Consider the following 26781-nt stretch of genomic DNA (forward strand, 5'->3'; position numbering starts at 1 on the left):
CCGTACCGGGGAAGGACGCGCCCGGGGGCCCGAGGAGACTTCGTGGCCGAAAAAGAGCCGCTGGACACAACACAACAGGATGCCGATCAATTGCCGGAGCGAATTCGAGTTCATGCACTGGCCAAACGGTTGGGAGTGACCAGCAAACGCATCCTGGCCAAACTGGCCGAATTGGGCGCCGAGGCGCGCAGCGTTCAATCCAATGTCGACCGCTCGGTCGCCGAAACGGTGCGCGACGCGATCGCCGCCGCTGACACCGAGCCTGGCGAATCCGAGGCACCCGCACCTACGACGCGCGCGAAGAAACGCGCCGCGTCCACACCCGTCGCCGAGCAGCCGGCCGACACCTCAGCGGCGCCCGCGTCGCTGTTTTCCGCGCCCCACGTCGCGCGCACCGACGAGGTGTTCGCCGCGATGCGCGAGGACGCGCACACCGATCTGTTCACCCACCGGGTGTCCGAAACCCCCGTGCGGGCCGAACCGGTGACCTTCGAGGCGCCCGCCTCGGTGGGTATGCCGCTGTTCCTCCCGCCGGATGCCACCGCCGCCGAGGAAGCCCGCAAGCGCCGTCGCGCCGAGCGGACTCCCAAGCGGACCGAGGAGCCCGCCGCACCGCCGGTCGAGGAGCCCGTCGCGCCGAAGGCCGAGGAGCTCGAAGCCGAGGTCGAGGACGAGTCCGCCGATCAGTCCGGTGACCACGACGCCGACGGCCAGCCGCGCCGCCGTCGCCGTGGCCGCCGTGGCCGTGGTCGCGGTCGTGGCGAGCAGTCCGCCGACGGCGAGGACAACGAGTCCGACACCGAGGACGACGACACCGACGAGGCCGAGCAGCCGGCCGAGCAGGTCACCGACGAGGCCGAACAGGCCGAAGACACCGAATCCGAGACCGATGACGAAGACGGATCGGCCGATGGCGCGAGCCGTCGCCGTCGCCGTCGTCGCCGTCGCAAGGTCGGCGGTGAGTCCGCCGATGCCGACGCGGCGACCGAGGACGATCCGCCGAACACCGTCGTGCACGAGCGTGAACCCCGCAACAAGAGCCGCGGCCGTTCCAGCTCGAGCAACGCCGACGAAGTGCAGGGCATTTCCGGCTCCACCCGCTTGGAAGCCAAGCGTCAGCGCCGCCGTGACGGCCGGGAAGCCGGGCGTCGCCGTCCGCCGATCCTGACCGAGTCGGAGTTCCTGGCCCGCCGCGAGGCGGTCGACCGGGTGATGGTCGTGCGCGAGAAGGCGTTCGACCCCGCCGAACACGCGCCGGGTCACCAGACCACCACCCAGGTGGCGGTCCTGGAGGACAACATCCTCGTCGAGCACTTCGTGACCAGTTCCGGTCAGGCGTCGATGGTGGGCAATGTCTACCTCGGCAAGGTGCAGAACGTGCTGCCCAGCATGGAGGCGGCGTTCATCGACATCGGCCGCGGCCGCAACGGTGTGCTCTACGCCGGTGAGGTGAACTGGGAGGCCGCCGGTCTCGGTGGTCGCGAGCGCAAGATCGAGCAGGCGCTCAAGCCCGGCGATCAGGTGCTGGTGCAGGTGTCCAAGGACCCGGTCGGTCACAAGGGCGCCCGCCTGACCACCCAGATCTCCCTCGCCGGTCGCTTCCTGGTGTACGTGCCAGGTGGCACCTCCACCGGGATCAGCCGCAAGCTGCCCGATACCGAGCGCAAGCGGCTCAAGGAGATCCTGCGCGAGATCGTCCCGTCCGACGCCGGGGTGATCATCCGGACGGCGTCCGAGGGTGTCAGCGAGCCCGAACTGGCTCGTGATGTCGAGCGGCTGCAGGCCGCCTGGCGCACCATCGAAGAGGCCGCCGCCAAGGAGACCAACGCACCGAAGGCGCTCTACGAAGAGCCCGACATGCTGGTCAAGGTCATCCGCGATCTGTTCAACGAGGACTTCGCCAAGCTGGTCATCGAAGGTGACCGCGCGTGGAGCACCGTCGAGACCTACGTCCGCACCGTGGCGCCCGACCTGCTGCCGCGGGTCAACCGGCACGAGAACAACGGTGTCGACGTGTTCGACGCGTTCCGGATCGACGAGCAGCTGGCCAAGGCTCTCGATCGCAAGGTGTGGCTGCCCTCGGGCGGCACCCTGGTGATCGACCGCACCGAGGCGATGACCGTCGTCGACGTCAACACCGGCAAGTTCACCGGCTCGGGCTCGTCGAACCTCGAAGAGACCGTCACCAAGAACAACCTGGAAGCGGCCGAAGAGATCGTGCGCCAGATGCGGCTGCGCGATATCGGCGGCATGATCGTCGTCGACTTCATCGACATGGTCCTCGAATCCAACCGTGACCTGGTGCTACGTCGTCTCACCGAGGCTCTCGGACGCGACCGCACCCGCCACCAGGTATCGGAGGTCACCTCGCTGGGCCTGGTCCAGATGACCCGCAAGAAGCTGGGCACCGGACTGGTCGAGGCGTTCTCCACCACCTGTGAGCACTGCCACGGTCGTGGCATCCTCGTGCACTCCTACCCGGTGGATTCCGGGTCCGGCGTCGAGGAGCCGCGGGCGAAGGAGGGCGGTTCGCGCCGTCGCCGCGGCAAGGACCGCGACAAGCCCGCCGCCGCCACCGCCGCACCGGCGACCAACGGCACCGCGCCCGCCGCCGAACACACCGAGGAGGACATCGCGGTCAAGCGAGCCCACCCGGTGGTGCTCGCGATGGCAGGTCATCACGACGACGAGCACACCGACGAGCACACCGAGACCGTCGAGGAAGCGCCCGCCGAGCCGACCAGGTCGCGCTCACGGTCGCGGTCGCGCCGATCGGGTCGCGGTGCCGCTGCCGCGAACACCGAGCCGAGCACCGAGGGTCCGCTCACCGGGGTCATCTCCGGCGAGGCAGAGCCCGAGGTCGAGGAGGAAGTGGTGAGCTCGGCGCCTGCCGATACCGCCGCTGTCGCCGAGACTCCGGTCGTCGAGACCGCGCAGCCCGAACCGGCCGCGGTCGTCGAGACGCCAGAGCCCGAGACGTCACAGCCCGAACCGGCTCCGGCCGCCGAGGAACCCGCACCGCGGGCACCTCGGAGGCGTCGCGTAGCCCGGTCGACGGCAGCGCCCGCACCGGACAGCGCGGGAGCCGTGTTCGTCCTGTCGGCGAACGAACAGCCGCCCGCAGCGGCTGTCGTGGACTTCGCCGCGGAGCCGGTGATCGTCCCGGAACGCAAGCCGCGCCGTCGCGCTGTGGGTCGTCCCGCGGGCGCTCCGGCTGCTGAATCGAAGTAACCCGACGCTTACGTGCGCGGATTCGTCCGCGCACGTAAGCCCTCGATTCGGGCCCTGACCGGCCGAATTGGGGGAGTGGATACCGCTCTGGTAACCTAGGTCGGTCGCTGCCCAGTGATTGAGCATCTGGCCGAACAGGCCGGGTGTATACCGCAGGCAGCAAACGTTCTTCCCCCGCTCTTGCGGGGATGAGCCCAGGAATACGCGTCGCAGCTGCGGCGTGGACATGTGCAGGACCAATGTGAGTGGAGGAAGCCGACCGATGGCAGCGTACGCAATCGTCAAGACCGGCGGAAAGCAGTACAAGGTCGCGGTCGGTGACCTGGTGAAGGTCGAGAAGATCGAGGGTCCCGTCGGCACCGCCGTGGCGCTGACCCCGGTTCTCGTCGTCGACGGCGCCGATCTGACCACCGACGCCGACAAGCTGGCCAAGATCTCCGTGGCCGCTGAGGTCATCGACCAGACCAAGGGCCCGAAGATCCGGATCCACAAGTTCAAGAACAAGACCGGCTACCACAAGCGCCAGGGTCACCGTCAGCCGCTGACGGTCATCAAGGTCACCGGCATCAAGTAAGAATTTTCCCGAGGAGACGAAGCAATGGCACATAAGAAGGGCGCATCCAGCTCCCGGAACGGCCGCGATTCGAACGCACAGCGCCTCGGCGTGAAGCGCTTCGGCGGCCAGAAGGTCAGCGCGGGCGAGATCCTGGTCCGTCAGCGTGGAACCCACTTCCACCCGGGCGTGAACGTCGGCCGTGGTGGCGACGACACGCTGTTCGCCCTCGAGGCGGGCGCGGTCGAGTTCGGCACCAAGCGTGGCCGCAAGACCGTGAACATCGTTGTACCGGAGCCGGTCCAGGCCTGACCGCCTGGAGCTTTCGCTCCCCACGGACACCAGAGCGGGTCAGGGATTTCCTGACCCGCTCTGTCGTGTTCGTCCACCCTTACCGAAAACGACAAGTCAGAAGGAGGAGGATCAACCCATGTCCAAATTCATCGACCGCGTCGTGCTGCATGTTCGTGCCGGTAGAGGTGGACACGGTTGCGCCTCGGTGCATCGTGAGAAGTTCAAGCCGCTCGGCGGGCCCGACGGCGGCAACGGCGGCAGCGGTGGCGACGTGATCCTGGAGGTCGACGCCAACGTCCACACCCTGCTCGATTTCCACTTCCACCCCAACGCCAAGGCAGGCAACGGCAAGCCGGGCGAGGGCAGCAACCGGGAGGGCAAGAACGGCGCCGATCTGGTGCTGCAGGTCCCCGACGGCACGGTCGTCGTCGACGACGACGGCAAGGTGGTCTGCGACCTCGTCGGCGCGGGCAACCGATTCATCATCGCCCGTGGCGGCCGCGGTGGCCTCGGCAACGCCTCGCTGGCGTCGAAGGCCCGCAAGGCGCCCGGTTTCGCGCTGCTCGGTGAAGAGGGCGACGAGGTCGATGTCGTTCTCGAGCTGAAGTCGGTCGCCGATGTCGGACTGGTCGGTTTCCCGTCCGCGGGCAAGTCGTCGCTGGTCTCGGTGCTGTCCGCGGCAAAGCCGAAGATCGCCGACTACCCGTTCACCACGCTGGTTCCCAACCTGGGCGTCGTGCTGTCCGGTGACACGACCTTCACCATCGCCGACGTGCCCGGCCTGATCCCCGGCGCCAGCGAAGGCCGCGGCCTCGGCCTGGACTTCCTGCGCCACATCGAACGCTGCGCGGTGCTCGCTCACGTCGTCGACTGTGCGACCCTGGAACCCGGCCGCGACCCGGTCTCCGACGTCGACGCGCTCGAAGCCGAGCTCGCCGCCTACAAGCCCGCTCTTTCCGGTGACGCCAGCCTCGGTGATCTGGCCGACCGCCCGCGCGTGGTGATCCTCAACAAGACCGACGTGCCCGATGCGGCCGAGCTGGCCGAAATGGTGTCCGCCGAGTTCGCCGAACGTGGCTGGCCGGTGTTCGAGATCTCCGCCGTGAGCCGCGCGGGCCTGCGCCCGTTGACTTTCGCGCTGGCCGATATGGTTCGTCAGTATCGCGAGGATCACCCCAAGGCCGCGCCCAAGCGCACCATCATCCGTCCGATCGCGACCGACGAGACCGGTTTCAGCGTCATCGCCGACCCGGAGGAGGCGGGTGGTTTCATCGTGCGTGGCACTCGCCCCGAGCGCTGGATCCGCCAGACCGACTTCAACAACGACGAGGCCGTCGGCTATCTGGCCGACCGCTTGGCTCGCCTCGGTGTCGAAGCCGAGCTGGTCAAGCAGGGTGCGCAGCCGGGTTGCCCGGTCACCATCGCCGGTGTCACCTTCGAATGGGAGCCGATGATCTCGGCGGGTGTCGATATGCAGCCGACCGGCCGCGGTACCGACCTCCGGCTGGAGACCAACGACCGTATCGGTGCGGCCGAGCGCAAGCTCGCCTCGCAGGCGCGGCGTGGTCTGCTCGACGAAAACGGCGAACGAAAAGAGTGAGAGTGGTCGCGTTCGGCGAAATTCGCTGTCGGACAAGACCATTGGATCGGCATACTGCGATGGGTTGACGAGGTAGCTCGGTAATCGTGGTGCAGGGAGTTGAACGATGCAGGTGGGTTCGGAGCTGAGTCAGGGCCGCGCGGCGATCGTGTCGGCGCGCACTGTCGTGGTGAAGATCGGTTCGTCGGCGTTGACCAGCCTCGAAGGCGGGCTCGACACCGGTCGACTCGATCTGCTGGCCGACGCGGTCGAAGCGCGGATGCGGGCGGGTTCGGATGTGGTGGTCGTGTCCTCGGGCGCGATCGGCGCGGGACTCGCGCCGCTCGGCCTGTCGAAGCGGCCCAAGGACCTGGCGACCAAGCAGGCCGCGGCCAGTGTCGGCCAGCTGGCCCTCGCCCATGCCTGGGGTACCTCGTTCGCCCGCTATCACCGCACCGTCGGCCAGATCCTGCTCTCCGCCGACGATTTCGCCCGCCGCGAGCATCACCGCAACGCGCAGCGCACCCTCGACCGGTTGCGTTCGCTCGGCGCGATCGCGGTGGTGAACGAGAACGACACGGTCGCCACCGAGGAGATCCGCTTCGGCGACAACGACCGCCTCGCCGCCTTGGTCGCGCACCTGGTGGGCGCCGACGCCCTGATCCTGCTGTCGGATGTGGCCGGTCTCTACGACGGTGACCCGCGCAAGGGCGCCGCCAACTTCATCCCCGAGGTGCGCAGCAGCGCCGACCTCGACGGCGTCATCGCGGGCAGCGGTGGCGCGCTCGGCACCGGCGGTATGGCCTCCAAACTCTCCGCCGCCCGTCTGGCCGCCGACGCGGGCATCCCCGTATTGCTGGCCTCGGCCGCCGACGCCTCGTCCGCGCTCACCGACGGCACGGTGGGTACCGCTTTCGCCGCCCGCCCGATCCGCCTGTCCGGCCGCAAGTTCTGGGTCCGGCATGCCGCCGACCCCCGTGGCGCGGTGCTGCTCGACGCGGGTGCGGTCGACGCGGTGGCCCACCGCCACTCCCTGCTGGCCGCGGGCATCACCGGCATCCGCGGTCGTTTCTTCGGCGGCGACGTGGTCGACCTGGTCAGCCCCGACGACGAGGTCGTCGCCCGCGGCGTCATCGAATACGACAGCACCGAACTCGTCACCATGCTCGGCCGCTCCACCACCGACCTCCCCGACACCATGCAACGCCCCGTCATCCACGCCGACGACCTCGTCAAGGTCTGATTCGCGGTTGCGTGACGCGTCGGTCAGCTGACGGACCGGCGTCGACGGACTACCGCCGCCGTGGGACCACCCCTGGCTGAGCGGTGTCGGTAGGCGGTGCGGGCTGGGCGGGTTCCGGTGGACCCTCGGTGCCGGGCACCGGTCCGGTGACACCGGGCTGACCACCGGGGTCGGACATGTCCGGCATGCCCGGCAGCGGAAGTGGTTGTGGCGCTTGTCGACCGGGTGGAGCAGGGGAGGCCGGTAGCTCCGAGGACGGCGGATTCGAATCCTGCTGTGTCGGTACCTGGTTCGGCGGTGGGGGCGGGGGAGCCGGTGTCTCGCTGGGAGAATGCGTCGGCGGAGTAGTCGGCGCCTGGCTCTGCGGAGCGGGCGGTTCGGTCGACGGAGCGGGCGGTTCGGTAGTGGGCGCGGGCGCTTCAGATGGCGCAGGCGGCTCGGTAGTCGGAGCGGGCGCTTCGGTAGTGGGAGCGGGCGCTTCAGTAGATGGCGCAGGCGGCTCGGTAGTGGGAGCGGGCGGTTCGGTAGGCGGCGCGGGCGGTTCGGTAGATGGTGCAGGCGGCTCGGTGGTGGGTGCGGGCGCAGTAGTGGGCGCGGGTGTCTCCGATGTCGGAGACTGTGGAGTGGAGCCCTGACCCTGGGGCGCAGGGGTTTCCGCCGGTGCGGGAGTCCTGGGCTCGGGGTCTTCGCCTGGCGTGGCAGTGCCGCCGGGCGCCGGAGTCGCGCCGGATTCCGGGTTCTGTGGCGAATCCGACGAATTGCCTTGCGGTGTGGAAGGGCTCGGCGTCGACCCGTTGCCCTGCGAGGGTGAACCCTCTCGACCAGACGGCGATTCCGTCTCCCCGGGTGCGGTGGGCAGCGCCGGGACACCGGTTCCGGCAAGCGAATACGCCGGCTTGTAGATCATGTTCATCGCCAGCACGGCTTCCTGGCGCAATGCCTCGGCCGCCATCTGCGCGTCGATCACCTGCGCGCTTTCGAGCAGACGGGCGATCGCCCCGATCGGGCCCGACCCGCCCGGCGCGACAACGGCCAGCTTCACCGCCTCGGCGGCCGCGGCGACCCCACCGAGACGAGCGCCGACTTCGGCCATCACCACAGCGAGTTCGTCGATGGAGGCAGCGAAGCTGCGGGTACTCGCAGCGGCAGCATCTGCGGCCGTGCCGGACCAGCCGGTGTCGTTGATCACCCGGTCGGCGCCGGATTTGGTCAGCGGCATCGAGGTGGTGAGGGTAGCCGCGGTCTCCAGCCAGGTCATCGACGCGGCGAGAACGGCACCGGCGTCGATCTGCTGGGCACGCGTGTAGATCTGTTCGTGCGGCATGGATTCGAAATGTTCCATCGCACTGATGTAGGTGGGGTCGGTGCTCATCCGCGCACCCTCGTATCGACGGCGCGCAGGGCGGCGGCCGCGGCGGCGTCGGCTTCCTCGTAGAGGCCCGCGCTGAGCAGGAACGCCTCTTTCATCCGGTAGGCCGCCTCGATGTAGCGGTCGAGCAGTTCGGCGGCGTCACGTGCCTTGTGCGCGAAGCCCGCCTGTAACTGCTGGGCGGAGACGAATCCGCCGAACCCCGATGTCTCGGAAGCGTTCTCGAGCCCCTGACGCAGCTGGGCGAGGTGCTCGGCCTGCTGTTCGTAGAGGTCGGCGCACCGCCGGGCGGCTTCCGGGTCGAATTTCAGCGTCCCCGCCGCGGCGGCACTGCGGAACCGGGAGATCTCGGCTCTGCTGCTCTCGATCGTCATCGCGTCTCCCCTCCAGATGATGCGGTGGAGTCCAGGTTAGCCGGACCTTCTGCTGTGCGAACTGTGCGCCGGCACCAACCTGCGCTGTAACTGCGCGGCGAGTTGCCCAGTGGATGCGGGCACCACGTGCACTGTTTCGCCCGCGCGCAGCAGATAGCGACCATCGTTGGCCACGTCGATCCAGCTGTAGTGCACCGGCGGGCTCGGCACCGGACGGTCGAGCCCGGTTTCGATGCGAATGTGGCCCTCGGCGGTGTGCGGCCTGCGCAATAGTCGCTGGATCCGCGGCACGGCGGGGTGGGTCGCGAGCACGGTTTCCTCGTCGCGCACCGCGTCGGTCGCGGCCTCGCGCGCGGGTTCACGTCCGGGCGGGGTATCGGGCAGACAGGTCGCGACGCGGGCGCCGATCCCCGCGGTGTGCCCGATCGAAACCCGCACGCTGCCACCGTAATCGGGCCGGGTACTCGGATCTTGCACTACCAGGACCGCGTGGTCGTAGACCGCGCAGGCGAGTAGCCGGATTTCGCTGCCGGGCGTATGGGCGCCGCCGACCAGCACGATCCTGGCGTGCGGTTCGGCGATGATCCGCAGGCAGGCGGCGAGGTCGGGGTCGCCCCCGGGTAGTCGGTCGTGCAGTCCCGCGCGCAATCGGGCCGCGTCGTTCTCGGTGTGCGGTGACTCGAGCACGCGCAGCGGAAACGGCATGCGGTCCTGACCCGATTCCCGCCAGACGTGCGCGAATTCGTCAGCGGTGAAGGTCCATCCCATTGCCGATCCCATCCTTACCGAACCAGGACGGGGACAGCCTAACCCGCGCTGTCGGATTCCGGCGTGCCGATCCTGCCCAGATCAGTAACCCCGCCTGGTCTCGATGATCGCCGCCAACGGCTCACCAGCGACGAACCGCGCCACATTCTCGCCGACATGATCGGCGAACGCCGCCAACCGCAGCTGCGGCGGGTTCGAATCGTGCGGGGTGATGATCGCGTTCGGCAAGGTCCACAGCGGGTGCCCGTCGGGCAGCGGCTCCGGGTCGGTGACGTCGAGTCCGGCGCCGCCGATCGTGCCGCGGGTCAGTGCGTCGACCAGTGCGTCGGTGTCGATCAGGCTGCCACGGGCCACATTGATCACCCAGGACGAGGGCTTGAGTCTGGCCAGTTCGTCCGCGCCGATGAGGTGGCGGGTCTGCGCCGTCGCCGGTGCCGCGACCACCACGTGATCGGTATGCGACCACACCCGGGCGAGCTGATCGGTGGGCACCGTCTCGACATCGGCGGGAATGCCGTGACCGCTCACCGGCCGTCCCGACCGGTTCACCGCGATCACATGGGCACCGAGCGGAGCCAGCATCGGGATCAACGCGCGCCCGATCCCGCCCGCGCCGACGATCGTCACGGTCTTGCCGCGCAACGACCCGATGTGCGGGAAGAACTCGCGCTGCTGCCACGACGTCGCCCGCAGCTGCTCGGGCAGATACCGCACCCCGGCCAGCAGCATCATCAGCGCGTGCTCGGCGACACTGTGCGAGAACGCACCTGCCGCGGAGGTGAACAGCACGTCCGGGTGCGCGGTGAACACGCCCGCGTCGAAGAAGTCCTCGATCCCCGCGGCGGGCAGCTGTGCCCAGCGCACCGACGACGGCAGGGTCGCCGGGAAATCACCGGGTTTGCCGGTCCAGATCAGTGCGTCGGCCTCCGCGAGCTCACCGACCCGAGCGCCCGCTCCGACGACCGCTTTCTCGAGCAAGCGCGGCGCCGGCTGGTCCGGGGCGATCGCGATCGTGGTCGCGGATTCCTGCACAGAGACCTCCTGGGTCGATCGGTGAGTCTGCGCCGCACTGCGCGGCCCGAGCGCTGCTATCGGCACCGCGCGCGGTCCCGGACTCTGATTCTTCCTCGTCGCGGTCGACCGCGCCTGCGCACCCTCCATGTCGGTCCCGGTGCGCGGTCCTCGACGCCGGTTTCTCGTCCTGATCGGCTGGTCGTGACGCTCAGCGGCCGGCGGCGGCCGCCTCGCGGACTCCGGGTGGCGTCAGTCGGGACGGCTCACGATTCGTCGAGGTCGACGGGCTCTTCGACGCCGTGCCGATCGGCCAGTTCCAGCAGGGGCGCGATGTCGAACACGGCTTGGTCCATGTCGGCCTGCAGGTCGCCGAGCTCGGCGTACCGGGCAGGCACGGTCGCGATGGTGAAGTCGCGCGGTGCGATGTCATCGATCTCGGTCCAGCGAACCGGGGTCGACACGGTCGCTTCCGGTACGCCCCGCACGGAGTAGGCGGCGGCGATGGTGTGGTCGCGTGCGTTCTGGTTGTAGTCGACGAACAGCTGCGCGGGATCGCGGTCTTTGCGCCACCAGGCCGTCGTCACATCCTCGGGCGCGCGCCGCTGCACCTCCTGCGCGAACGCGAGCGCCGCCCGTCGGACCTGGCCGAACCCGTACTCCGGCGCGATCCGCACATACACATGCAGCCCGGACCCACCGGAGGTCTTCGGCCAGCCGATGGCTCCGAGCTCATCGAGTACCTCGTGCACCACCCCGGCGACCCGCTGCACCCGCGACCACGGGCAATCCGGCATCGGATCGAGGTCGATGCGCCACTCGTCGGGTGACTCGGTATCGGAAGCCCGCGAATTCCAGGGATGGAACTCCACCGTGGACATCTGCACAGCCCAGATCACGTCCGCGAGCTCGTGCACGCACAGTTCGTCGGCATGCCTGCCGTAGCGCGGGAAATGCACGCGCACCGTCGAAATCCAGTCCGGCGCACCCGCGGGCACCCGCTTCTGGTGCACTTTTCCACCGGGTAGTCCCTTGGGAAATCGGTGCAGCATGCAGGGCCGATCCCGCAAGGCGTTGACGATCCCGTCCCCGACGCTCAGGTAGTACTGCACCAGATCGAGCTTGGTCACGCCGAGCTCGGGAAAATACACCCGGTCGGGATTGCTGACCCGCACCGTGTGCTCACCCACCGATAGTTCTACCGCCGGCGCCGCAGACTTGGCCACCCGCCCAACGATAGACGAGCAGGCCCGCCCCCGACGGGGAGCGGACCTGCGTCGTTGTGCGTCTGTTCGCTACCAGCGGCTGTTCTCCGTCGGTGGCGTGTAGTAGCTCTCGGCATAGGAGTGCTCTGCCCAGCGCGACTTCTTGTCCTCGTCACTGTCACCACCGTGGCCGGGCCACCAAGCGCGGCGCCCGAGGAGCGCGGTCACCGCGGGAGTGAAGAACAGTGCCATCACGAACGCGGCGATCGCGATACCCACCGAGATGGCGAAGCCCATCTGCGACAGGGTGCTGTTGCCCGCCAACATCATCGAGGCGAAGGTGCCCGCCAGGATGAGACCGGCCGCGGCCACCGTCGGCCCCGTGTGCCGCACGGCCAGCGCCGCCGCTTCCCGCGGTGTGTGCCCCTCGCGGGCTTCTTCCCGCAAACGGGCGACCATCAGGATGTTGTAGTCGGTACCCAGTGCGACGACGAACAAGTACATGATCACCGGCAGCGTGAAGATCAGGCCGTTCTCACCCTGGATCTGCTGGAACACCAGCACCGTCGCGCCGAGGGTCGCGGCGAAGCCGAGGAACACCGAGGCCATCAGGTACCAGGGTGCGACGAGACTGCGCAGCAGCAGCGCCAGCACGAGCATGATCAGGATCGCGGCCACCGGGAACACGATCGCGTAGTCGTGGTTCATCGCGTCCTTGAAGTCCACGAACACCGCGGTCATGCCGCCGACCGCCGCGGTGGCCCCCGCGGGCGCCGCCTGATGCGCGACCTCACGCAGCGGACCGGCCACCGTGTCGAGCGCGGCATCGGATTCCGGTGCGTTGGCGAGCGTCACCTGGAAGTTAGCGATCGTGCGGTCCGGCGACAGCTGCGCCGGTCCGACCTGGCCGACGCCCGCCACCTGGGTCAACGCCGTCCGGTAGGTCGTGAGCTGGTCATCGCCCAGCGGACCGCCGGGCGAGTGCAGCAGCACATCGGAGGGCTGGGTGGCGCCCGCGGGCATGCCCTTGAGCAGTTCGGTGGTGAAGACCACCGACTCGGAGGCGTCGGAGGTGGAGCCCGAGCTCAGATCGAAGGTCGGGTTGAAGCCGATCGCGAACACCCCTAGGGCCACCAGCACACCGCCGGAAGCGACCGCGAACACGCCGGGCCGCCTGCCCATCGCCGCACCGATCGCGCCGAACCGGGCACCCCGCGGCTCGACCTGCCAGGCCTTCGACGGCCAGAACACCTTGGTGCCGAGCAGCGAGACGATCGCGGGCACCAGCGTGAGACCGGCCAGCAGCGCCACCGCGACCGCGATCGCCAGCGCCGGACCCATCGCCCGGAACATCCCGAGGCTCGACAGTGTCAGCGCCATGAACGCGGTGATCACGGCCGCCGCTGCCGAGGTGATGGCCTCACCGACCCGGGTGACGGCGTTGACCATCGCGGTCTTCGGGTCGTCGCCCGCCCGCAGCCGTTCCCGGTAGCGGAACATCAGGAACAGGATGTAGTCGGTGCCGACACCGAACAGCACCACCAGCAGGATCGCGCTGATCGAGGTGTCGATATCGAGGTCGAATGCCTTGGCGGCCATCGCGATCAGGCCGCTGACGGTGCTCGAGATCGCACCGATGGTGAGCACCGGCAGCAAGGCGATGACCGGGCTGCGGAAGATGATCAGCAGCAGCACCAGGATCAGCACGATCGTGGCGATGCCGATGATCGCCATGCCCTTCTCGCCCTCCTCGGTCTGATCGAGGGTCTGTGCCGCCGTGCCGGTGATGCCTGCCTTCAATCCGGTGTCACGCACCTGTTCCTTCAGCTGTTCGCGCAGGCTCTTCACCGCCTCGCCCTGGGTCTTGTCGGCGGCGTCGGTCAGTTTGGTCATCTGCACCGCGATGACCTGGACCAGACGGTTGTCCGACGGTGGTGTCACCTGAATGCCGGTGACGCCCTTGATGTCACGTGCGGTCAGTGCCGAGGCGGCCGCGCTGACCGCGGTCGAGTCCTCGTCGGTCAGCGCCGCGCCGTCCGCGCGGACCACCACGATGAGGGCGGCGGGCGCGGCATGCTGCGGAAATGCCTGCTCCTGCAGCTTCATCGCCTGGATCGACTCGTAATGCGAAGGCAGGAACTCGGATTGGTCGGTCGTCGCGGTGAGTGTCGGTGCCGTCGACAACACGGCGACGATCGCGAGTACCCACAGGCCGATCACTTTCCACGGATGGTGGACGACGACGCGTCCCAGTCTGGCGAACACAGTGGTAGGTCCTTTCCTGGCCTGGCCGGTCAGACGTCGAGGTCGTGGTTGCGCGGGTGCTGGACGCGGTCGACGACCATCAGGTGGACCTTCGGTGAGACCAGCGGGCGCAGCGCGTCGAGCGAATCGACCACCTCGGTGGTGTAGTTGCCCCAGCCCTGATCGCCCTTGCCGAGGAGCGCGCGCCAGTTCTTCCAGTCCTCGGTCCAGTCGCCGAGCTCGTTGTAGTCCGACCACGCGGAGGTCTGCTTGTGCACCAGGTAGTTGCCCTTGCGGGTGAGGTAGACCCGGACTGTGTCGATGGCCTTGCGGGTTACCTGCCGTGATTCGCCGACCTGGCGACCGGTGAAGCGCTGGGTGCGGCCGCCGCCCGGGCCGACCTTGACGGTGATCTGGGCGAAGCCGTCGGCGTCAGGGGTGGTGGTGTCCGGCTTGGTGGTGTCGATGGCAGCCGGGTCGGTGTCGTGGGTGGGGAGGGGTTCGGTGGTCATCGATCGCTCCGATTCGATAAGGCAGTGCGCATATGGGCATGGGTGTACGAGCGGCGTGCCCCTTGTTTCGGGCCGTCGTCGTGGGTCTGTATTCGGTTGTCGGCGCTGTGTGCGTTCCGTCCGACTCACTATAAGTAGATGTATACGTATAGAGCAAGAGGCAAAAAAAGTCCGCACGGATCGACGCCGTGCGGACTGCTACGTTCGGCGCGGAACTACAGCTCGTAGACGCCGAACGCCCGGTTCTGGATGCACATCGGCATCACATGGACCCGGTCGGTCCATTCGAATCTGGCTGCCGCCTCGACGGTCTCGCGTTCCGCGACACACACGCTCGCGGTGCCGGGCATGGTCAGCGGGTTGAGCACGGCCAGCGGGATGCCGGCGTGAACGCCGCTGTAGAGGCCGCCGCTGAAGCACAACGGCGTGATGGCGATGCCGCGGACGGCGCTCTCGCGGTCGGCGGCGGCCTGAGCGCCGGGGACACCGGCGCAGTCGAGGGGGTTCTCGTTCGACGCCTGGGCGGGAACGGTCAAGAGGGTGAATCCGGCCGCACAGCCCGCGGCAACGGCCATCAGGGTTCGAGCAAATGTGGTCCTGGTCATAGGCGCATTCAAGCACTGGTGATGGTAGGTGCACACAATCTGGGCGGCGTGTTGGGTTTTTGGCGTGTGGGCGGGTCAGGTGGGGGTCGCCAGGGCGAAGGGGAGGACCGCGTCGGCTCCGCTGGTGCGCAGGGCGTGGGCGGCGACGGTCATGGTCCAGCCGGTGTCGGTGAGAGTGTCCACGAGCAGGATCGGGCCATCGACCCCGGAGAGGTCGGGGACTTCCCACGAGTCGAACAGCCCGGCTACCCGGTGGGCGGAGTTCGCCGCCGAGACCGGCGGTCGGTCGGGTCGGTTGTGGAGGGTGCCGAGGTTGTCGAGCCTGCCGATCTGGGCCAGGCGTGCGGCGAGGCTGGTGGTGAGCTGGGGGTAGCGGGGGGATTCGAGGGCGAGCACCGAGGTGGGACGGGTGCTCCAGGTCCAGTCGCGCAGCACCGCGATGCAGGCGTCGAAGACCCCGTCGGGTACCGGTGCGTCGGGGGCGTCGAGCAGGGTGCGCAAACGCATGCCCCAGCCGAGATCGGTGAGCCTGCCGAGTACCCGGCCGGTTTCGGCGCCGCCGGAGATCTTGCCCGACAAGGGGATTCCCAATTTCGCCATGCCGCTCGGCCACTGTTTGCGGGGGGCGAGATCGAGACCGGGCCGGTCGAGGCGGGCGCGGGTGGCGGCGATCGCGGCGTCGTCGACGGTGGTGTCGGGGCGGGTGCCGGTGCAGTTGTCGCAGCGTCCGCAATCGAGGTCGGCTGTTGCCAGCCCGGCAAGGCCGGGGTCGTCGAGTTGGCGGCGCAGGAAGGTCATCCGGCACGTAGCCGTCGACTGATAGTCGATCATCGCTTGCTGTTCGGCGTCGCGGGCCGCGGCCAAGCCCTCGTAGCGCTCGGTGTCGTAGGTCCAGTCCTGGCCGGTCGAGAGCCACCCACCGCGCACCCGCCGCACGGCACCGTCGACATCGAGCACCTTCAGCACCATCTCGAGCCGCGATCGGTTCAGCTCGACGAGCGGTTCCAGCGCCACCGTCGACATCGCCCGGTCGGTATCCAGCGCGGCGAGCACCGAGCGCACGATGTGCTCACGCGGGAAGGCGACGGAGGCGAAATAACTCCAGATCCGCGCGTCCTCGGGGCCGGGCAGCAGGACCACCTCGGCGCGCTCGGTGCCGCGGCCGGCACGACCGACCTGCTGGTAGTACGCGATCGGCGAGGACGGTGCCCCGACGTGCACAACGAATCCGAGATCCGGCTTGTCGAAGCCCATCCCGAGCGCCGACGTCGCGATCAACGCCTTGACCTCGTTGTTCAGCAGCGCTGCCTCGAGCACCTCGCGTTCGGCGGGGTCGGTCTGGCCGGTGTAGGCGGCGACGGTGTGGCCGTGTGAATTCAGCAGGTCGGCCAGGTCGTTGGCCGCGGCGACGGTGAGGCAGTAGATGATGCCCGAGCCAGGCATCCGGTTGAGCTGTTCACCCAGCCAGGCCGTGCGCTGCACCGCGTCGTCGAACCGCACCACCGACAGGTGCAACGACTCGCGATCCAGCGTGCCGCGCAACACCAGCGTGTCGGTGCCGATCTGTCCGGCCACATCGGTGACCACCCGGTCGTTGGCGGTCGCGGTGGTCGCCAGCACCGGCACATCGGATCCCAGGTCGGCGATCAGCGTGCGAATGCGGCGGTAGTCGGGCCGGAAGTCGTGCCCCCAGTCCGACACGCAGTGCGCTTCGTCGATGACGACGAGTCCGGCGTCGGCGGCCAAACGTGGCAGCACCTGATCGCGAAAGTCCGGATTGTTCAGCCGTTCCGGGCTCACCAACAGCACATCGACCTCGCCGTCGGCCACCCGCTGATGGATCTCGTCCCACTCGGTGACATTGCCCGAGTTGATCGTGGCCGCCACCACCCCGGCCCGTTCGGCGGCCGCCACCTGGTTGCGCATCAACGCCAGCAGCGGCGACACGATCACCGTCGGCCCACGCCCCGCCCCCCGCAACAACTTGGCCGCGATGAAGTACACCGCCGACTTTCCCCACCCGGTCCGCTGCACCACCAGCGCCCGCCTGCGCTGCACCACCAGCGCTTCGATCGCGATCCACTGATCCTCCCGCAACCGCGCGTCGGGCCCGGCGAGCTCGCGGAGCAGCTCCTCGGCTCGTTCGCGCAGGTCGGGAGCCGTCAGGTCGAGCACATCGTTGCCTGCGGGTGAGGTCATGCGCCCATCGTGCCCGACGCCTCCGACAGGTTCGATGGGCAGCACAGACCTGCGCCGACGATGAATCAGCCCTTCACGCACAGCACCTGACGCAGCGTCGCCACCACATCGACCAGATCGGCCTGCGCCGCGATCACCTGATCGATGTCCTTGTACGCGGCCGGGATCTCATCGACCACGCCCGCGTCCTTCCGCGATTCCACGCCCTCGGTCTGCGCGACCAGATCCGCGACCGTGAACTGCCGCTTGGCGGCCGAGCGGCTCAACCGCCGCCCCGCACCGTGCGAGGCCGACTGGAACGAAGCGGGATTCCCCTTGCCCCGCACCACATACGACCGCGTACCCATCGACCCCGGAATCAACGCGAGTTCACCGGATCCGGCTCGCACCGCACCCTTACGGGTCACCAGCATCGGCACCCCGTCGATGATCTCCTCGGCCACATAGTTGTGGTGGCAGGAGATGGGCTCGTCGAAACGCACTTCCCGCCCGGCGAATTCGTCACGCACCGCGCGGCACACCAGCGACAGCATCACCGCGCGATTGCGCGCGGCGTACTCCTGCGCCCAGCTGAGGTCACGCCGGTAGGCATCCATTTCCGCTGTTCCGGAGACGAAGACGGCCAGATCCCGATCCGGCAGCGACTGGTTGTGCGGCAGCGCACGCGCCACCGCCATGTGCCGCTCGGCCAGTTCCTTGCCGATATTGCGCGAACCGGAGTGCAGCAGAATCCAGACCGCGTCGTCCTGGTCGAGGCAGACTTCGATGAAGTGATTGCCGCCGCCGAGGGACCCGATCTGCTTGTGCGCCTTGGACTCCAGCTGGGAAACCCCCGGATGAAGCTCCCCGAACGAACGCCAGAACCGCTCCCAGCCGTTGGCGCGCAACGCGGCCTTCCCGTGCGAACCCGCGAGCTCGGCACCGAGCTTCGTCACGTTCACGGCATCCTTGTGCGCTTGGAAGCCGACGGGCACCGCCTGCTCGATCCGGCTGCGCAGCGAGCGCAGATCGTCCGGGAGATCGGCGGCGGTGAGATCGGTCTTCACGCTCTCCATCCCGCACCCGATATCGACGCCGACCGCGGCGGGCGCGACCGCATCACGCATCGCGATGACAGAACCCACCGTCGCGCCTTTACCGAGGTGCACATCGGGCATCACGCGCAGTCCGTGCACCCACTCCAGATCCGCGATATTGCGGAGCTGGCGCAGCGCTGACTGCTCGATCTCGTGCTCGTTGGCCCACATGAGCGTCTGCGCTCGCGTACCGCGCAGCTCGACGGGAAACATGGTCGGTCCTCTCCTTGATGAAAGACCAACGGTAAGGGGCGGGGCGGATGTGGCGCACCTGATTTTCACCGCGCCCGGCAGGTCAGCCGGTGGTGATCGCGGCCGCGATCTGGGCGCTGCAGGGGATCGACGAGCTCGCGCCGAGACGGGTGGTCGCCAGTGCGCCGGCGGTATTCGCCCAGTTCAGTGCGGTAGGCGCACCCTGCTTCCAGGTTGCGGCCAGCGCGCCGGTGAACGCGTCACCCGCGCCGGTCGTGTCGACCACATCGACGGCGAGTCCCGCGACGGAGAGCTCGGCCCCGTCCGCGCCGCGATACACCGCCCCGTCCCCGCCGAGCGTGCGCACCACGTGCGGGACCCGGGCCAGTTCGGCCGAATACTGTTCGGATTCCAGCGAATTCACGATCGCGAGGTCGACGGCGGTCCACAGTTCGGTGGGCAGCGACTGAACCGGCGAGGGATTCAGGGCGACGACGGTGTCCGACGCGCGCGCGTGCAGGGCGGCGGCGAGCACGGTGTCGATCGGAATCTCCAACTGGCACAACAGGATGTCGGCAGCCGCGATCGCCGCGAGTTCGTCGGCCGTCAGATCGGATACCCGCCCGTTGGCTCCCGCTACCACGATGATGCTGTTCTCCCCGGTGCCGTCGACCACGATCGAGGCGACCCCGCTGGCACCATCGACCCTGCGTAGCAAGGTGGTATCGACGCCTGCGTCCGACAGCGTCGCCGTCAGTTCCGCCCCGAAGGCGTCATCGCCGATCGCGCCGAGAAACCGAACCCGCGCGCCGGACCGTGCCGCCGCGATCGCCTGATTCGCCCCCTTGCCGCCGGGTACCGTCGCGAACTCGGACCCGAGCACTGTCTCACCCGGTGCCGGCCTGCGCGAGACCGTCGTGACCAGGTCCATATTGACGCTGCCCAGGACAACGACAGTCGGCGAGTGGGTGCGATCCATACCGCTGAATCTAGCGGCGACAGCGCCATACGACCTGCGCGCGTCCTTGTGGACAACTGTGTCGACAGCGTCGCCGAACCTGTGGATAACTCGGTCCCGCCGCCGGTCGGAGCCGTATTCCGGGTGCCGGGTGGCGTCGAGTGCGCGAGTGGGACTGCGTACGCTGATACCCATGACGGTAGAAGTGACCCCCGAGCTGGACATCCGCGCAGCGGTGCACGACGCCGCCCGCAGGGCTCGCGTCGCGTCCCGTGTGCTGGCTCAGCTGACCACGGCGCAGAAGAACGACGCCCTGCACGCGGCGGCCGACGCCCTGCTCGCCGCCGCCGATCGCGTGCTCGCGGCCAATGCCGCCGACATCGCGACCGCGCAAGCCGCCGGTACCGAGGAGAACCTGCTCGACAGGCTGCGGCTCACCAAGGCCCGTATCGACGGCATCGCCTCCGGCCTGCGTCAGGTCGCCACGCTGCCAGACCCGGTCGGCGGCGTCGTGCGCGGCTCCACCCTGCCCAACGGCCTCGAGATCCGTCAGACCCGTGTCCCGCTCGGCGTGGTCGGCATGGTCTACGAGGCACGGCCCAATGTCACCGTCGACGCCTTCGGTCTCGCCCTCAAGTCGGGCAACGCGGCGCTGCTGCGTGGGTCGTCCTCGGCCGCGAACTCCAACGCCGCGCTGGTCGAGGTATTGCGTGAAGCCCTTGTCGCCCAGGGCATCCCGGCCGACGCCGTGCAGCTGCTGCCGAGCAACGACCGCTCCAGCGTCACCCACCTGATCCAGGCCCGCGGCCTCGTCGACGTGGTGATCCCGCGCGGCGGTGCGGGCCTGATCAACGCCGTCGTCCGCGACGCCCAGGTGCCAACCATCGAGACCGGCACCGGCAACTGCCACGTCTACGTGCACTCGGCCGCCGACTTGGACATGGCCGAAGCCATCGTGCTCAATGCCAAGACCCGCCGCCCCAGCGTCTGCAATGCCGCCGAGACCGTCCTCATCGACGCCGCCGTCGCCGAGACCGCGCTGCCCCGGCTGAGCAAGGCACTCGAAGACGCGGGCGTCACCATCCACGGCGATCTGCCCGGTCAGGTCCCGGCCACCGATGCCGACTGGGGTGAGGAGTACCTCACCATGGATATCGCGCTGAAGGTCGTCGACGACCTCGATGCCGCCGTCGAACACATCAATACCTGGGGGACCGGCCACACCGAGGCCATCGTCACCGCCGACCTGGCCGCCGCCCGCGAGTTCACCGCCAGGGTGGACGCCGCCGCGGTGATGGTGAACGCGTCCACCGCGTTCACCGACGGTGAGCAGTTCGGCTTCGGCGCCGAGATCGGCATCTCCACCCAGAAGCTGCATGCCCGCGGCCCGATGGCACTGCCCGAACTCACCTCCACGAAGTGGATCGTGTGGGGCGACGGCCAGACTCGGCCGGTGTGATCGTGACTCTCGTACAGGAACCGATCTTCACCTCGGTCGACGATGTCATCGACCGGCTCGCCACCACCGGCTACCTGGCCGACAAGGCAACGGCCACATCGGTTTTCCTTGCCGATCGGCTGGGTAAACCGCTGCTCATCGAGGGCCCGGCCGGTGTCGGCAAAACCGAACTCTCGCGAGCGGTGGCCCAGGTCGCCGACGCCGAACTGGTTCGCCTGCAGTGCTACGAGGGCGTCGACGAGGCGCGCGCGCTCTACGAGTGGAACCACGCCAAGCAGATCCTGCGGATCCAGGCGTCGAGCGAAAACGATTGGGCCGAAACCAAAGCCGACGTCTTCACCGAGGAGTTCCTGCTCTCGCGCCCCTTGCTCACCGCCATCCGGCGCACCGAGCCGACGGTGCTGCTGATCGATGAGACCGACAAGGCCGATGTCGAGATCGAAGGCCTGCTGCTCGAGGTGCTCAGCGATTTCGCGGTGACCGTGCCCGAACTGGGCACCATCACCGCCACCCGCAAGCCGTTCGTGGTGCTCACCTCGAATGCCACCCGGGAACTGTCGGAGGCGCTCAAGCGCCGCTGCCTGTATCTGCACCTGGACTTCCCCGACGAAGACCTCGAGCGCCGCATCCTGGCCAGCCGCGTACCGGAGCTGCCGAGCACCGTGGCCGAGCAACTGGTGCGGGTCGTGCACGTGCTGCGTGGGATGCAGCTCAAGAAGCTGCCCTCGGTGGCCGAAACGATCGACTGGGGCAACACCCTGCTTGCCCTTGGTGCCGCCGACCTCGACGACGCGACCGTGCGCGCCACGCTCGGCGTGGTGCTCAAGCACCGAAGCGATCACCAGCGCGCGCTGGCCGAGCTGAAACTGGCCTGATCATGACCTCGCCGGCACCGCACGGAATCGGTGGCCACGTCGCCGGTTTCGTCGGTGCGCTCCGGGCCCGTGGTGTGCCGGTCGGACCGTCGGAAACCGTCGATGCCGGCCGGGTGTTGACCGTGCTGGACCTGCTCGATCGCGAGGCCGTGCGCGAGGGGCTGGCCTGTGCGCTGCTGCGCAGGCCCACCCATCGCGCCACCTTCGACGGACTGTTCGACCTGTGGTTCCCCGTCGCCGTGGGTGATCGCACCGCCGAGACTCCGGACCTGCCGCGCACCCCCGACGGACAGATCGACCTGGCCGCCCTGCGCGAGCAACTCGCCGAACTGCTCGCCGCCGAGGACAGCGGCCCCCAGCAGCAATTGCTGGCCGGGCAGGTGGTCGAGCAACTCGGGCAGTACCAGTCGGCGCGTGGACCGTCGTTCTCCGCGTACCAGGCGCTCAAAGATCTTGCGCCCCAGTCCTTGCTGGCCAAGGTGCTCGCGGGCCTCGCCCTGCCGCCGGATGCGAGCGAGCGCGACACCGAGGTCGCCCGCCGCGTCGCCAGGGAACGCATCGCGGGGTTCCGTGCGCGCGTGGAAGCCGAGACCAACCGGCGCGTGGCCGAACAGATCGGGCGCGAACGCGTCGCGACCTACGGTGTCGCCCGCCAGGCCGAGGACGCCGACTTCCTACGCGCCTCCGAACGCGAGCTCACCGAGCTGCGGCGCGGCACCCAGCGATTGGCCCGGATCCTGGCCTCCCGGCTGGCGGTGCGGCGCAAACGGGCCCGGCGCGGCGAGATCGATCTGCGGAAAACCCTGCGCGCGTCGATGTCGACCGGTGGGGTGCCGATCGACCTGGTGAACCGCAAACCGCGTCCCGGCCGGCCGGAACTGGTGCTGCTGTGCGATATCTCCGGCTCGGTGGCGGGGTTCAGTAACTTCACGCTGCTGCTGGTGAGCGCGCTGCGTGAGCAGTTCTCGCGGGTGCGGATCTTCGCGTTCGTCGACCGCACCGATGAGGTCACCGGGTTCTTCGAGCCGTATGCGGGCCTCGACGATGTGATGACCCGGATCTTCACCGAGTCGCGCATCATCGACGCCGACGGGCACTCCGACTACGGCTACGCGCTGACCAGCTTCGCCGAGAACTTCGGCGAAGCCGTCACCAGCCGCAGCTCGCTGCTGGTCCTCGGCGACGGCCGCACCAACTACCGCAACCCGCAACTGGACACCCTGCGTGAACTGGTCGGCACCGCCCGGCATGCGCACTGGCTCAATCCCGAACCCAAAAATCTGTGGGGGACAGGCGATTCAGCGGCTCGCGACTACGGTTCGGTGATCGAGATGCACGAATGCCGATCAGCTCGGCAGCTGACCGAGGTGGTCTCCAGATTGTTGCCCGTCTGAAGGAGCTGACGATGAGTGTTGACGTCTTGGCCTACTGCCTGACCAAACCGGGCGCCTGGGAAGACGAGCCGTGGGAGGGCGACACCGTTGCCAAGGTCGGCGACAAAGTGTTCGCGTTCCTCGGGGCAGGCACGTCGATCGGCCTCAAATGCGGGCGTGACCGCCTCGAAGCCGACGAACTGGTCAACATCTACCCCGACGACGTCACCGTGTCGGCCTACATCGGCCGCTACGGCTGGAACAGCATCCGGGTCGGCGGCGCGGTGCCCGACGACGAACTGCGCGAACTGATCGACGCCTCCTACGACGCGGTTGTCGCCAAACTCCCGAAGTCGAAGCGCCCCACTGTCTGATCACTTCAGCCGACGTTAAGCGACTCACATGGCACGACCACCAAGATCACGCCCATGCTGGCAGGGGCGTCGCGCGACGACGAGCTATCCGATCGACGGATATCGGACGTAGGGAGGGCGCGCTCGGGCCGTTCCCACGCCGACTGGGCGTGGTCCGCCCGGTGACCGACCCGCTCACGAACGAGATCGGTTGCCCCCGAGGCGAACCCGGCATCACCGATTCGGCCGAATCGGTGCCGTCCACGGCCGTGGCGGACGGCCTACCAGAGGTCGGAGCTCGGCATCTCGCACCCGGTTCGGGGGCACGGGCGGCGCGGCGTCTGGCCGGGATCGCTGCGGCGCGGCTTGCCGATGCCCCGGCCGCGGCGGAGGAACAGCTGCGCAGGGCACTCGTCGTCGGCGCCGGTGAGCTGGGTGGTCGAGAACTCGCCGCGATGCGCACCCAGCTGGTCACCGCCGTCGCCGCCCAGCCGGGTCGCGACCGAGAGGTGGCACGTGCCGCCGCGTCGGCCGCTGCCTGTTGGCAGCCGATCTCGCAGGCCGATTCGGTCCATCTGTGGCTGGTCGCCGGGCGGGCCTGGCATCGGGCGGGCAGGCACGCCGAGGCGGTGCGCGCCTTCGACCGTCCGCTGCTGACCGGAGTTGTCGGCTACCCACCTGCCGAGCTCGCGCTGGTACGCGCCCAGTTCGCGGAATCGCTGAACCACCTCGGCCGATACCGCCAGGCCGCGTGGCAGTTCGCCGAGGCGGCGCGGCTGATCGCCGGTTCGCCCGCGCAGCGCCGCCGCCATGCCGACCTGGTGTGGTCGGCCGCGGTCGCCCGTGAGTGCTGTGGGCAGGAGTCCGAGGCGCTCGGCGGCTACCTGCGTGCCGCGGGTCTGTGGGGCGAACAGGACAAGATCGTGCCGAGGGCCCGCTGCCTGCGCGCCGCCGCATGGCTGCAGCTGCGCGGACCCCGTGGGCGGGTGCGCGGGCCGTGGTGGGTGACCATCGATGTGTTGCTGACCGAACTGAATCGCCGGGTCGCGGCGGACCCGGCCGCGCACCTCGTCGAAGAGCTGAAACGTACCCGCGCCCAGTTCGCCCAGATGTGCGCGCAGGCGTCGGGATCTCGCGAGCGCCGTGACGGCCCGGAGTAGTCCGGTCCGCCCCGGCGCGGTCGGCCGGATTAAGCTCAGACCTCATGCACGAAACAGCTCGGCCGCGTCGCAAGCTCGGGGTCATGGGCGGCACCTTCGACCCGATCCACCACGGCCACCTGGTCGCGGCGAGCGAGGTCGCGAACCGGTTCGAGCTCGACGAAGTGATCTTCGTGCCGACCGGCCAGCCGTGGCAGAAGGTCAACAAGCAGGTCAGCCCCGCCGAGGATCGCTACCTGATGACGGTCATCGCCACCGCGTCCAACCCGAGGTTCTCCGTCAGCCGGGCCGACATCGAACGCAACAAGGTCACCTACACGGTGGACACCCTGCGCGAGATGCAAAACGCGCACCCCGACGCGGAGCTGTACTTCATCACCGGTGCGGACGCGCTGGCCAACATCCTGACATGGCAGGATTGGACCGAACTGTTCGAACTGGCGAAGTTCGTCGGGGTGAGCCGACCGGGTTACGAACTGAACACCGATCATCTCGAGGAGCATCTGCGGGACCTTCCCGCCGACGCCGTGACGATGGTCGAGATCCCCGCGCTGGCCATCTCGTCGAGCGAATGCCGCCGCCGCGCCGCGGTTGGTCGGCCGGTCTGGTACCTCGTCCCCGACGGCGTGGTGCAGTACATATCGAAGCGGCACCTCTACGTGCCCGCAGGAACGGAAGGTAGCTGACGTTGAGCCACATGAGCGAGGGTCTGACCCCCCAGGAGGAGACCGTATGAGTGCCTCTACCGAAGCAATCGAGATGGCCACGGTCGCCGCACTCGCGGCAGACGACAAGCTCGCCACCGATGTCGTCGTTCTCGACGTCTCCGAGCAGTTGGTGATCACCGACTGCTTCGTGATCGCGTCGGCGCCCAACGAGCGCCAGGTCAACGCGATCGTCGACAACATCGAGGACAAGCTGCGCGAAGCAGGCCACAAGCCGGTCCGTCGCGAAGGCACCCGTGAGGGTCGCTGGGCGCTGCTCGACTACGTCGATATCGTCGTGCACGTCCAGCACAACGACGAGCGCAACTTCTACGCACTCGAGCGCCTGTGGCGTGACTGCCCGGCGGTTCCCGTCGAGGGCATCGCCGCCCTCCCGACTCCGGCCGCGGACGACGACGCGCAGGTAGAGGGAATCAACGAGTGAGTAAGTACGCCCATGTGCGCAACCTGATCCTGTTGCGGCACGGGCAGACCGAATGGAACGCGGCCGACCGGATGCAGGGCCAGATCGACACCGATCTCACCGAACTCGGTCGCCAGCAGGCCAAAGAGGCTGCGCGCGAACTGGGTTCACGCAACTCCATCGCGATCCACGCCTCCGATCTGCGCCGCGCCAAGGACACCGCGCAGGCGCTCGGTGACATCACCGATCTGCCTGTCATCACCGATCCGCGGCTGCGCGAGACCAACCTGGGTGACTGGGAAGGCCTGACCCACCTCGAAGTCGACGCCGACTACCCCGGCGCGCGGGTGCAGTGGCGTCTCGATGCCACATACACACCGCCCGCCGGCGAGAGCAAGCTCGAGGTCGGTGCGCGGGCACTGCCCGTGGTGCGCGAACTGTACAACGAGCGGCAGGATTGGCCCGGTCGGACTATCATCCTGGTTGCGCACGGCGGGCTGATCGCTGCTCTTACGGCCGCGTTGCTGGAACTGCCACCGGAGAACTGGCCTGCCCTCGGCGGGCTGGCCAATACCAGCTGGGTGCAGCTTTCCAGTCACGGCCCTGACATCGACCGACCCGGCTGGCGCCTCGATGTTTGGAACGCAGCGGCGAAGGTAGCTCCCGATGTCCAATGAAGAGCCCGACCGATCAGTACCTGATGAGATGTTCCAGCAGGTGACGGCCAAAGCCGGACGGCAGTTGCCGGACGCGCTATTCGGCCCGCCACCCGCTCGGCCCGCGCGCGCAGAGCGCGAGGAGCCGATCCGTTCGGTACCGGACGAACTCTTCAAGCAGGTCACCGCGCGCAGCGCACGATCGCTGCCCGATGCCCTGTTCGGCCCGCTCCCCGCGCCGGTCGTCGCTGAACCCGAGCCGGTCGACGCGGGGGGGGGAGCCGGGGAGGGGCGGCCCGGGGGGCCCGAGGTAAGGATGTAAGACAAAAAAAAAAGGAGCGGCGCAGAACGAGGTGTGTTTATG

The 26781-nt window shown here is 68.6% G+C and carries 25 protein-coding genes; 14 read left to right on the plus strand and 11 right to left on the minus strand.

The annotated features are described in order from the left end of the window. Positions 1-42: 42 nt before the first annotated feature. The 5 genes from ACFWPX_RS12890 to proB all read left to right on the plus strand — a co-directional run bounded on the left by ACFWPX_RS12890 (position 43) and on the right by proB (position 6900). Entirely contained in the window at positions 43-3231 is a 3189-nt protein-coding gene (locus ACFWPX_RS12890) for a translation initiation factor IF-2 N-terminal domain-containing protein (protein WP_378927579.1), read from the plus strand. A 262-nt stretch (positions 3232-3493) separates the two neighbouring features. Further along, positions 3494-3805: a 50S ribosomal protein L21 gene (rplU, locus tag ACFWPX_RS12895; RefSeq protein WP_056821499.1), complete on the plus strand. Its 312-nt coding sequence runs from the start codon at positions 3494-3496 to the stop codon at positions 3803-3805. Positions 3806-3829: 24 nt separating this feature from the next. Continuing rightward, entirely contained in the window at positions 3830-4096 is a 267-nt protein-coding gene (rpmA, locus tag ACFWPX_RS12900; RefSeq protein ID WP_056821498.1) for a 50S ribosomal protein L27, read from the plus strand. 118 nt (positions 4097-4214) lie between these two features. Beyond that, positions 4215-5678, plus strand: coding sequence for a GTPase ObgE (obgE, locus tag ACFWPX_RS12905; protein WP_062985264.1), 1464 nt, complete (start codon positions 4215-4217; stop codon positions 5676-5678). Positions 5679-5784: 106 nt separating this feature from the next. Then, a complete protein-coding gene (gene proB, locus ACFWPX_RS12910; RefSeq protein WP_378927580.1) occupies positions 5785-6900 on the plus strand; it encodes a glutamate 5-kinase in 1116 nt (371 codons plus the stop codon). Between the two features lie 49 nt (positions 6901-6949). On the opposite strand, the gene ACFWPX_RS12915 is transcribed toward proB, so the two are convergent. The 11 genes from ACFWPX_RS12915 to ACFWPX_RS12965 all read right to left on the minus strand — a co-directional run bounded on the left by ACFWPX_RS12915 (position 6950) and on the right by ACFWPX_RS12965 (position 19434). Then, positions 6950-8272: a hypothetical protein gene (locus tag ACFWPX_RS12915; RefSeq protein ID WP_378927581.1), complete on the minus strand. Its 1323-nt coding sequence runs from the start codon at positions 8270-8272 to the stop codon at positions 6950-6952. Continuing rightward, on the minus strand, positions 8269-8643 hold the full coding sequence (locus tag ACFWPX_RS12920; protein WP_378927582.1) for a hypothetical protein: 375 nt from the start codon (positions 8641-8643) through the stop codon (positions 8269-8271). The genes ACFWPX_RS12915 and ACFWPX_RS12920 overlap by 4 nt, the downstream gene beginning before the upstream one ends. Before the next feature lie 36 nt (positions 8644-8679). Further along, positions 8680-9411, minus strand: a complete 732-nt coding sequence (locus ACFWPX_RS12925) for an ESX secretion-associated protein EspG (RefSeq protein ID WP_378922530.1) — start codon at positions 9409-9411, stop codon at positions 8680-8682. A gap of 81 nt (positions 9412-9492) precedes the next feature. Next, the gene (locus ACFWPX_RS12930) at positions 9493-10443 is read right to left on the minus strand and encodes a D-isomer specific 2-hydroxyacid dehydrogenase family protein (RefSeq protein ID WP_378927583.1); all 951 of its coding nucleotides are present in this window, start codon (positions 10441-10443) and stop codon (positions 9493-9495) included. 245 nt (positions 10444-10688) lie between these two features. Continuing rightward, complete coding sequence (ligD, locus tag ACFWPX_RS12935) at positions 10689-11648, minus strand: non-homologous end-joining DNA ligase (RefSeq protein ID WP_378927584.1); 960 nt, start codon at positions 11646-11648, stop codon at positions 10689-10691. 69 nt (positions 11649-11717) lie between these two features. Further along, a complete protein-coding gene (locus tag ACFWPX_RS12940; RefSeq protein ID WP_378927585.1) occupies positions 11718-13892 on the minus strand; it encodes an MMPL family transporter in 2175 nt (724 codons plus the stop codon). A 29-nt stretch (positions 13893-13921) separates the two neighbouring features. Then, positions 13922-14383 carry an EXLDI protein gene (locus tag ACFWPX_RS12945; RefSeq protein ID WP_378922538.1) on the minus strand — a complete coding sequence of 154 codons (462 nt, stop codon included), beginning with the start codon at positions 14381-14383 and terminating at the stop codon, positions 13922-13924. Between the two features lie 215 nt (positions 14384-14598). Beyond that, a complete protein-coding gene (locus ACFWPX_RS12950) occupies positions 14599-14988 on the minus strand; it encodes a hypothetical protein (RefSeq protein ID WP_378922539.1) in 390 nt (129 codons plus the stop codon). A 75-nt stretch (positions 14989-15063) separates the two neighbouring features. Beyond that, on the minus strand, positions 15064-17187 hold the full coding sequence (locus ACFWPX_RS12955) for a RecQ family ATP-dependent DNA helicase (protein ID WP_378927586.1): 2124 nt from the start codon (positions 17185-17187) through the stop codon (positions 15064-15066). Positions 17188-17252: 65 nt separating this feature from the next. Continuing rightward, positions 17253-18476: an RtcB family protein gene (locus ACFWPX_RS12960; RefSeq protein ID WP_378922543.1), complete on the minus strand. Its 1224-nt coding sequence runs from the start codon at positions 18474-18476 to the stop codon at positions 17253-17255. Between the two features lie 82 nt (positions 18477-18558). After that, entirely contained in the window at positions 18559-19434 is an 876-nt protein-coding gene (locus ACFWPX_RS12965; protein WP_378927587.1) for a ribokinase, read from the minus strand. Between the two features lie 172 nt (positions 19435-19606). Between ACFWPX_RS12965 and ACFWPX_RS12970 the strand changes: the two genes are divergently transcribed. The 9 genes from ACFWPX_RS12970 to ACFWPX_RS13010 all read left to right on the plus strand — a co-directional run bounded on the left by ACFWPX_RS12970 (position 19607) and on the right by ACFWPX_RS13010 (position 26739). After that, a complete protein-coding gene (locus tag ACFWPX_RS12970) occupies positions 19607-20872 on the plus strand; it encodes a glutamate-5-semialdehyde dehydrogenase (protein ID WP_378922546.1) in 1266 nt (421 codons plus the stop codon). Continuing rightward, positions 20869-21747 (plus strand): AAA family ATPase, encoded by an 879-nt coding sequence (locus ACFWPX_RS12975; protein WP_378922548.1) that lies wholly within the window; start codon positions 20869-20871, stop codon positions 21745-21747. Before ACFWPX_RS12970 ends, ACFWPX_RS12975 begins: the two co-directional genes overlap by 4 nt. A 2-nt stretch (positions 21748-21749) precedes the next feature. Beyond that, on the plus strand, positions 21750-23141 hold the full coding sequence (locus ACFWPX_RS12980) for a VWA domain-containing protein (protein WP_378922550.1): 1392 nt from the start codon (positions 21750-21752) through the stop codon (positions 23139-23141). Between the two features lie 11 nt (positions 23142-23152). Continuing rightward, positions 23153-23494: an MmcQ/YjbR family DNA-binding protein gene (locus ACFWPX_RS12985; RefSeq protein WP_378927588.1), complete on the plus strand. Its 342-nt coding sequence runs from the start codon at positions 23153-23155 to the stop codon at positions 23492-23494. Positions 23495-23655: 161 nt separating this feature from the next. Then, entirely contained in the window at positions 23656-24633 is a 978-nt protein-coding gene (locus ACFWPX_RS12990; protein ID WP_378927589.1) for a hypothetical protein, read from the plus strand. Positions 24634-24677: 44 nt separating this feature from the next. Beyond that, a complete protein-coding gene (gene nadD, locus ACFWPX_RS12995; protein ID WP_378922555.1) occupies positions 24678-25319 on the plus strand; it encodes a nicotinate-nucleotide adenylyltransferase in 642 nt (213 codons plus the stop codon). A 46-nt stretch (positions 25320-25365) separates the two neighbouring features. Further along, on the plus strand, positions 25366-25782 hold the full coding sequence (rsfS, locus tag ACFWPX_RS13000) for a ribosome silencing factor (RefSeq protein WP_056821472.1): 417 nt from the start codon (positions 25366-25368) through the stop codon (positions 25780-25782). Then, complete coding sequence (locus ACFWPX_RS13005; RefSeq protein ID WP_378922556.1) at positions 25779-26438, plus strand: histidine phosphatase family protein; 660 nt, start codon at positions 25779-25781, stop codon at positions 26436-26438. Before rsfS ends, ACFWPX_RS13005 begins: the two co-directional genes overlap by 4 nt. Next, complete coding sequence (locus ACFWPX_RS13010; protein WP_378927590.1) at positions 26428-26739, plus strand: hypothetical protein; 312 nt, start codon at positions 26428-26430, stop codon at positions 26737-26739. Before ACFWPX_RS13005 ends, ACFWPX_RS13010 begins: the two co-directional genes overlap by 11 nt. The last annotated feature ends 42 nt before the right edge of the window (positions 26740-26781 follow it).

Source organism: Nocardia sp. NPDC058518 (genome assembly GCF_042719655.1).
Lineage (GTDB): Bacteria > Actinomycetota > Actinomycetes > Mycobacteriales > Mycobacteriaceae > Nocardia.